Source organism: Streptomyces sp. NPDC050743, from assembly GCF_044456925.1.
Classification (GTDB): domain Bacteria; phylum Actinomycetota; class Actinomycetes; order Streptomycetales; family Streptomycetaceae; genus Streptomyces.
Genome location: NZ_JBITGJ010000112.1, coordinates 1 through 6,667, shown reverse-complemented (window position 1 = coordinate 6,667; position 6,667 = coordinate 1). Strand labels below are relative to the sequence as shown.

Annotated in this window: 2 protein-coding genes and 2 pseudogenes; all 4 read right to left on the bottom strand. The window is 67.8% G+C overall.

Annotated features, from left to right (window positions below):
- The coding region (locus ACIBJF_RS45195) for a choice-of-anchor D domain-containing protein (RefSeq protein WP_399183232.1) at positions 1-2,899 on the bottom strand (2,899 nt) is incomplete at its 3' end.
- A gap of 613 nt (positions 2,900-3,512) precedes the next feature.
- Positions 3,513-3,854 (bottom strand): annotated as a pseudogene (locus tag ACIBJF_RS45190) (transposase); the annotation flags it as partial.
- Between the two features lie 136 nt (positions 3,855-3,990).
- Positions 3,991-5,077: pseudogene (locus ACIBJF_RS45185) on the bottom strand (integrase core domain-containing protein).
- A gap of 387 nt (positions 5,078-5,464) precedes the next feature.
- Positions 5,465-6,181: a hypothetical protein gene (locus ACIBJF_RS45180; protein ID WP_399183230.1), complete on the bottom strand. Its 717-nt coding sequence runs from the start codon at positions 6,179-6,181 to the stop codon at positions 5,465-5,467.
- Positions 6,182-6,667 lie beyond the last annotated feature (486 nt).

The window sequence follows — 6,667 nt, the reverse complement described above, 5'->3', positions numbered from 1 at the left end:
TGCTGTCGCGGGCGATGAGGTCTGCCTTGCCGTCCCGGGTCACGTCACGGGCGCCCACGATGGAGTTGTAGATGTTCCAGCCGGGGCCGACCTGCTTCCGGGGCGCGAAGGGTGCCTTCGGGTTGCCGGTGCCCTGGTAGAACCACAGCGTGCCCTTGCTGTCACGGCCGACGGCGGTTCCGGTGCCGTCCGCCATCTCACCGCTGACACTCGTGACGATGTTGTAGGTGTTCCAGCCGGTTCCGATGGCGGCCCGGGCGGCCAGTGCCCCGGAGGGCACACCGGTGCCGCGGTACTGCCACAGGGTGCCGGAGTTGTCCCGTGCGAGCACGGTGCCCAGATGCGACGCCGGGGGCACACCGATGCCGGTGAGCGGCTCCAGTTGCGCTCCCTGCCCGGCGTCACCGGTGACCTCGTACGTGGCCGACTGGCTGCCGCTCACGGTCGGGGCGAAGGTGACCGTCTGGCGGACACTCTGCTCGGGACCGATGACCAGGCCCTCGGCAAGCTGGTCGGTGCTGCTGAACGCGCCTGCCGGGGCCTTCGCCTTGGTGACGGTGACCGGGATGTTCCCCGTGTTCGTGATCGTGAAGGTCCGTGTGCTCGACGTGCCGCGGACCACCGCCCCGAACGAGAGAGCCGTCGGATTGAACACCAGGTGACCCTGGCCGCTGATCGCGTCGCCCTCGACCGGGATGGTGAGCGCACCGCTGGTGCTGCTCAGCGTGATCGACGAGGAGTTCTGGCCGGTGGCCGTGGGCTCGTACCCCACCTGCAGGACGATCGAGCTCTGGGCCGGGATCACCGTCGGGTTCGCGGGGTCCGCGCTCGGCAGGTCGGCGGCCGTGAACGGTCCGGCGGGCGGGGTGACGGAGGTGATGGTTTCGGGGTCGGTGCCCGTGTTCGTCAGCTGGACGTTCGCGGTGGCCGTGGTCCCCGTGGGCTGGTTGTCGAAGGACACCCTGCCCGGGAACGCGGCCAGACCGGGCTTGGTGCCGACGCCGTGCAGGCTCAGTTGGAAACTGCCGGCGTCGGTGGCCACGGTGAGCGTTCCGCTCGCGCCCAGGACCGCGGTCGGTGTGAAGGAGACGGGTATCGACAGCTGCCCGCCCGCCGGGATTGTCGACGGCAGCGACGAGGTGTCCGCGGTGAACGGACCGTCGACGGTGACGCCCTTGATGCCGAGGGTCCGGGACGGACTCTGGTTCTCCGTCAGGACGACGTTGGAGCTCGCGGAGCCGCCCACCGATACGAGCCCGAACTCGACTGGTCCGCCCTTGAGCGGGCTGCCCACCGGGTTGCCGAAGGCGTAGACCTTGCCGTCCCGGGTGCCGACGAAGACCTGCCCGCCGTCGGTGGCCGGGGTGGCGAACTTCGGTGCGGTGCCGATCGGCGCGGACCAGACCAGCGGCAGGACGCCGTTCGCGTCGGGAACCGGGTCGTACGCGCGCAGCTGGGCGTTGGCGCCGCTGGACCCGCCCGACCAGACCACCCACACCAGGGCGCTGCCCGAGCGCGTTCCGTCGGAGGTCACCACGGGCGATCCGCTGGTGTAGGGGAAGGAGTCCTGGCTGGACCCGGCGACGGTCAGCGCGGGGTCGCCCGAGCCCGTCACGCCGCGGTGCAGCGCCACCAGTGAGCCACCGTTGCCGACGACGTAGACATAACCACCGTCACCGCCCCAGACCCCGGGGTGGCCCCACTGGCCCTTGAGCGGCCCGGTGATCCCCACCACGTCGTCGGTCCCGCCGGTGCCCTGCGAACGTCCGCCGAGGTCGTCGCGGTCCAACAGGAAGACTCGGCCGTCCTTGCCCTGCTGCACCAGCAGATGCGGGTGGGAGGCGGTGCCGAAGCTGTCCGGCAGGCCGACCGGCCCCCCGGAGGCCAGGTCCTTGTCCTGTTGGTCCAGGGTCGGCGCGTTGGACGGGCTGAAGAAGTCGGCGGCCTTCAGTCTCCGGTCGGCCTGCACTTGCAGCCGGACCACGGACTCCGCGAGAGTGCCGGGCGGGGCGCTGCCGGGGCCGGGCGCCGGGCTGACGCCGTTGCCGGTGGCGAGGAAGATCCTGCCGGGACCGTCCGAGACGAGTCCCCCGCCGGACTGCCAGATGCCGGCCCCGCTGTTGCTGGCGCCGGTCTCCGTCGCCCACATCGAGGTCACAGACGGGCTGGTGGTGCTGACACCGACCACATAGCCGCGATAGGGCTTGGCATCGCAGTGTCCGCCGAACGCCGCGTACACCACCCCGTCGAGCAGCAGCAGGCCCGGACGCTGCATCTGGTACGCGGGCAGGAAGGACTGGGTGGGGTCGTTGGACGGGGCGCCCTGGATCGTCACGGGGAAGCCGGATTTCTCCACCCCCGTGACCGGGTCGAGCGCGTGCATGTACCAGTGCGGGCTCAGGTGGGTGGGACCGTCGTCGACCTTGGTGGTCAGATAGACCGCGCCGCTGGCGGGGTCGTATACCGGGGTGGCGGTGCTGCCGATGGTCGGCACCAGATCGCCGCAGTTGAGGGTGGACGCGGGCCATGCAGGCCCGAAGCTGCGCTGCCACAGCATGGCTCCCGTGGCGCGGTCGAGGCCGTAGGCTTCGTTGTTCTCGGTGACCGCCACCACGGTGCCGCCGACGACGATCGGCTGAGCGTATATCTGCCCGTCGAGCTGCGCGGGAGCCTTCCAGAGTTGCCCGAAGGAAGAGGAGCGCACGTCGGACGGGCCGAGATCCGATTCACTCCTGTCCCAGCCGGTCCGGAGGGTGTCCACCGAGCCGGTCGTCTCACTCGCCTGCGCCTGAGAGACGCCCAGCCCGACCAGGCCTGCGGTCACCGCGGCAGTCAGGGCGAGCGCCAGGCCGCGCCACCGGGTGTGTCTGCGTCCGTGTGCATGTCTGGTGGCACCCACCACCGCATCGCCTTGTGACATAGCCAAGGAAACCCCCCTGAGTCCCCATCCCCGAAGGCCCCCACGCCTTCCCCGCGCGCCACGGCGGCGGCCTCCACGATCGCGGGAGACCGCGTCACACGGGCCACAACCCGCGCATCCAATCACAGACCGGCGTCCGTGCCTACGGTTGTGAATATTTGATGGATGCGGTCCCGTCGCATACTCGCACACGGTCGACGTGTCACCGCCTGACGGGGCATCGGACGGTTACCGGAACAACGGGGGTTGTTGCATAAGGGGTTTCGGGTCCTGTCCAGTTGTCGCGGCGCAGCTGTACGTAGCGGTTGCGGCCCGCGGCCCGGTTGAGGGAGCCCGCTTACGCGTGATCGTCAGATGGTGCGAGATGCTCGACTTATGCAGATGCGGAGGGCCGAGCACGTCGGGCGCACAGCTGAACCGGCGGCCGGTCGGTCATGTTGCAAGGCCCGCGTTTGCACGTAGTGTCTGCAGAGCGAGTCTCATCGCAATGACTAAGACGGTGTCCTATGTGGTGATCGCTCGTTGAGCTGTCCAGGGGGCGGGGTACGTGGAGTTGGATTGTTCCGAACAGCTTGTGGGAGATCGCCGAGCCGGAGTCGACCACGCAGCGGGACCAGTCCAGCCGCGAGGCCGCGTTCCGTTCGGCCAGCAGGACCTCGTGCAGCCGCTGCGAGACGCCGGCCTGGTTCCAGTCCCGTAAACGTCGCCAGCACGTCATGCCCGAGCCGAAGCCGAGGCCTTGCGGCAGGTACTCTCACTGGATCCCGGTGTGCAGCACGTACAGGATCCCGCACAGCACCTGCCGGTCTGGCAGCGGTTTGCGGCCCGGGTGCCGAAAGCGCCGCTCGCGCTGCGGCAGCAGCGGCTCCAGGCGGTCCCACAGCTCATCCGACACGATCCACGGCGACGTCTCCACACCGGGCCGAACGCTCAACTACGGCCCTGATCACGGCAATCAGGACCGAGCCACCTCATTGTGTAAGCCGCTGTTAGGGGTATTCCATGTGGACCGAGATCATCTTGGGCATCTCTCCGGAGGCCTGTGGGGCTCGGAAAGTCGTCGTCGCAGGTCAAGCCGCATAGCGGTATTCGTTGATGACGCCGCCGAGGATGCGGGTGCGGAGGACTCGTCGGCCTTCGAGCCCGTGCACGCCGATGGGTTGCTGGTCGGTGCCCGGAGGTAGTTGGTTGCGGACCCGGTGGGGCCGGTGCTCGTTGTAGTGCCGCTCGTAGGTGGTGAGGACCTGCCGCCCGTGGGCCTCGTTCATGATGAGGACATGGTCGAGGACCTCGCGTCGGATGCTGCCGATCACCCGCTCGCAGTGAGCGTTCATCCGGGGCGCTCGCGGCGCACTCTTGAGGATCTTGATCTCCTCGCCCTGGAAGACGGCGTCGAAGGGCTGGCCGTATGTGCCGTCGCGGTCACGTAGCAGGAAGCGCAGGGACTCCATGCGCGTGCCGAGGTCGCCGGCGAGGTTCCGGGCCTGTTGTGCCGTCCACTCCCGGGTGGGGTGGGCGGTCACGCCGGCGATGCGCAGGCGCCGGTTACCGTGTTCGAGGAACACCAGCGCGTAGAGCCTGTGGCCGAGCATGGTGTCGAGGTGGAAGAAGTCGACGGCGATGATGCCCTCGGCCTGGTTCGTGAGGAACTCCCTCCACGTCGGGCCAGCACGGCGCGGGGCCGGGCCGATGCCCGCCGCGTGCAGGGTCTCCCACACCGTGGAGGCACCGATCGTGTGCCCGAGACGGGCCAGTTCGCCCTGGATCCGCCGGTGGCCCCACTGTGCGTTCTCGCGCGCGAGCCGCAGGACCAGCTTCTTTGAGCGCCGCCTTGGTCGGTGGGCGCCCGGTAAGGGCGCGCCGGGCGCTGTAGTCCCACTTCGCCGCAATGAACCTGCGATGCCAGGCCAGCAGTGTCCCGGACGTGACCGGGAAGACCTCGCGCCAGCGGCGGCGGGGTATCAGGCTGGAGAGTGCAGCCAGCCAGAACCGATCTGCGGGCTGGTAGCGGACCGGTCCGGCGATCTGACGCCGTAGCACCGCATTCTCATGGCGGAGCACGAGTAACTCGGCGTCCTTCGCGGTGTCGCGGCGCAGCAGCACACCGGGGGCGGACAGCAGCCTGCGGGCTACCTTGTACAGCATCGAGAGGGGCACGGCGGCCATGATCCCAGCCGGGGCCGCTCTACCGTCCGATCTGCTGCGATGACTTTACGAGCGCCACACCTTGCCGGTTGGGTCCAGGCTCATCAGGGAGGATCGCACACGAGCGTGACCCCTCTTCGTGATGAGAGACTTCGACAACCTTGATCATCGAGGGTCGCGCTCGTCGCCTCCAGCCCGGAGACCTCGGACCGCCTCAGTACGCATGCGGGTGATCAGCCCTCTCGCCGAGTGGGAACCATCGGCCCTGGTGAGGCACCCACAGCCATTGTCACGCGCCGTGACCAGCACATCTGCAAAGATCAACCTGACTTTGAAATCGCTCTGTCAGCGGGGAACTTCAGTTTCGAGCTGCAGAGTTGGCGGTGGTGATCTCGGGTTTCACGGGGTCAGTTGTTTGGCGATCCTCAGGAGTTCGGCTTCGTGGAGGTCCTGATCCGTGGTGTCCACGATGAATGTGTAGGTCCCGTTCGTCCATGTCACGGTGCTATTGGAGTCGGGGGTGAGCTCACCGGTCCACCCGTGGACGGACTCCGGAGTGCCTGCGGCACTCACTGTGAGTTTTCCGGCGATTTGGGTGATGCTCAAAGACGCCTTCTCCGAGGCGCGGTGGTAGAAACGGGTCCAAGCACAGCCCGAGCTCCGGGTCCGAATGAATGATGGCAGCAGGTCATGCTGGCTGGAGTCGCTCCACTGCACGCGAGTGGCCAGCGTATAGCCTGGCGGGAGATAGCGAGGGTTGGCCAGCCGCTTCTGGTCGAAGGGGGCAATGGTCCAATCGTGACCGGCGTCTACCAGCCGTCGTGTCCCTAGCGGTGATTGCAGCGTCGTGGTGATCTGCTCGTCGATCCTGTTGCACTGACGCCGGAGATCGACGTCCCCTTCCTTCAGTTCCAGGGTGACGGAATCGCGGGATTCGCTCGCCACGAGTTGGGGCGGGTCCTGCTGGCATGGGGCCCGGCTGTTCAGGGTGGTGATGGTGCGGTCGTCACCGCTCACCAGTACCTCACCCACGGCACCCTCCCCATGCCTGGGGTCCTTCATGATCGATACCGTGACGGCAATGGCGAGAGCAGCCCCTACCGCAACCGGCACCATGATGCGTAGGGTCCGATGGAGCCTTTTCGGGTTCAGGGTCGTGCTCCAAGGTGGGTGAGCCAGTTCCCTGGCTTCATTCGATGGGTCGTGCAGCCCTCGGGGCGACACCCCTGCTTCGCGTCATACAGGTTCAACGGCTCCTCCACGTCGGGAGGGGACGGCTCACCAAGGTGGTCATCCCTTTCACCAGGCCGTACGGGGTGCGATGATCGTAGCCCGGCTCACCGACACGGGACCCTCTGTCTCTCGCGTGCCCGACTGACCATCCACGCGTGACATCAATGACGGCACACGGAGGCGGATCCCGGTGACCGTCCGCAGACTGAGGAAGGCAAGGATTCGCCCCGAAGTCCCAGAGTCCACCCGGCCCACAATGGGCGGGGCGTCTTGTTGAAGTTCCCCCCGCGAACTGGACAGCGGGTGTTTACGCTGCCGGGACGAGGTTCTGCCTGAGCAAGGATCTCGTTTCGAGCGGGGTGACGTACC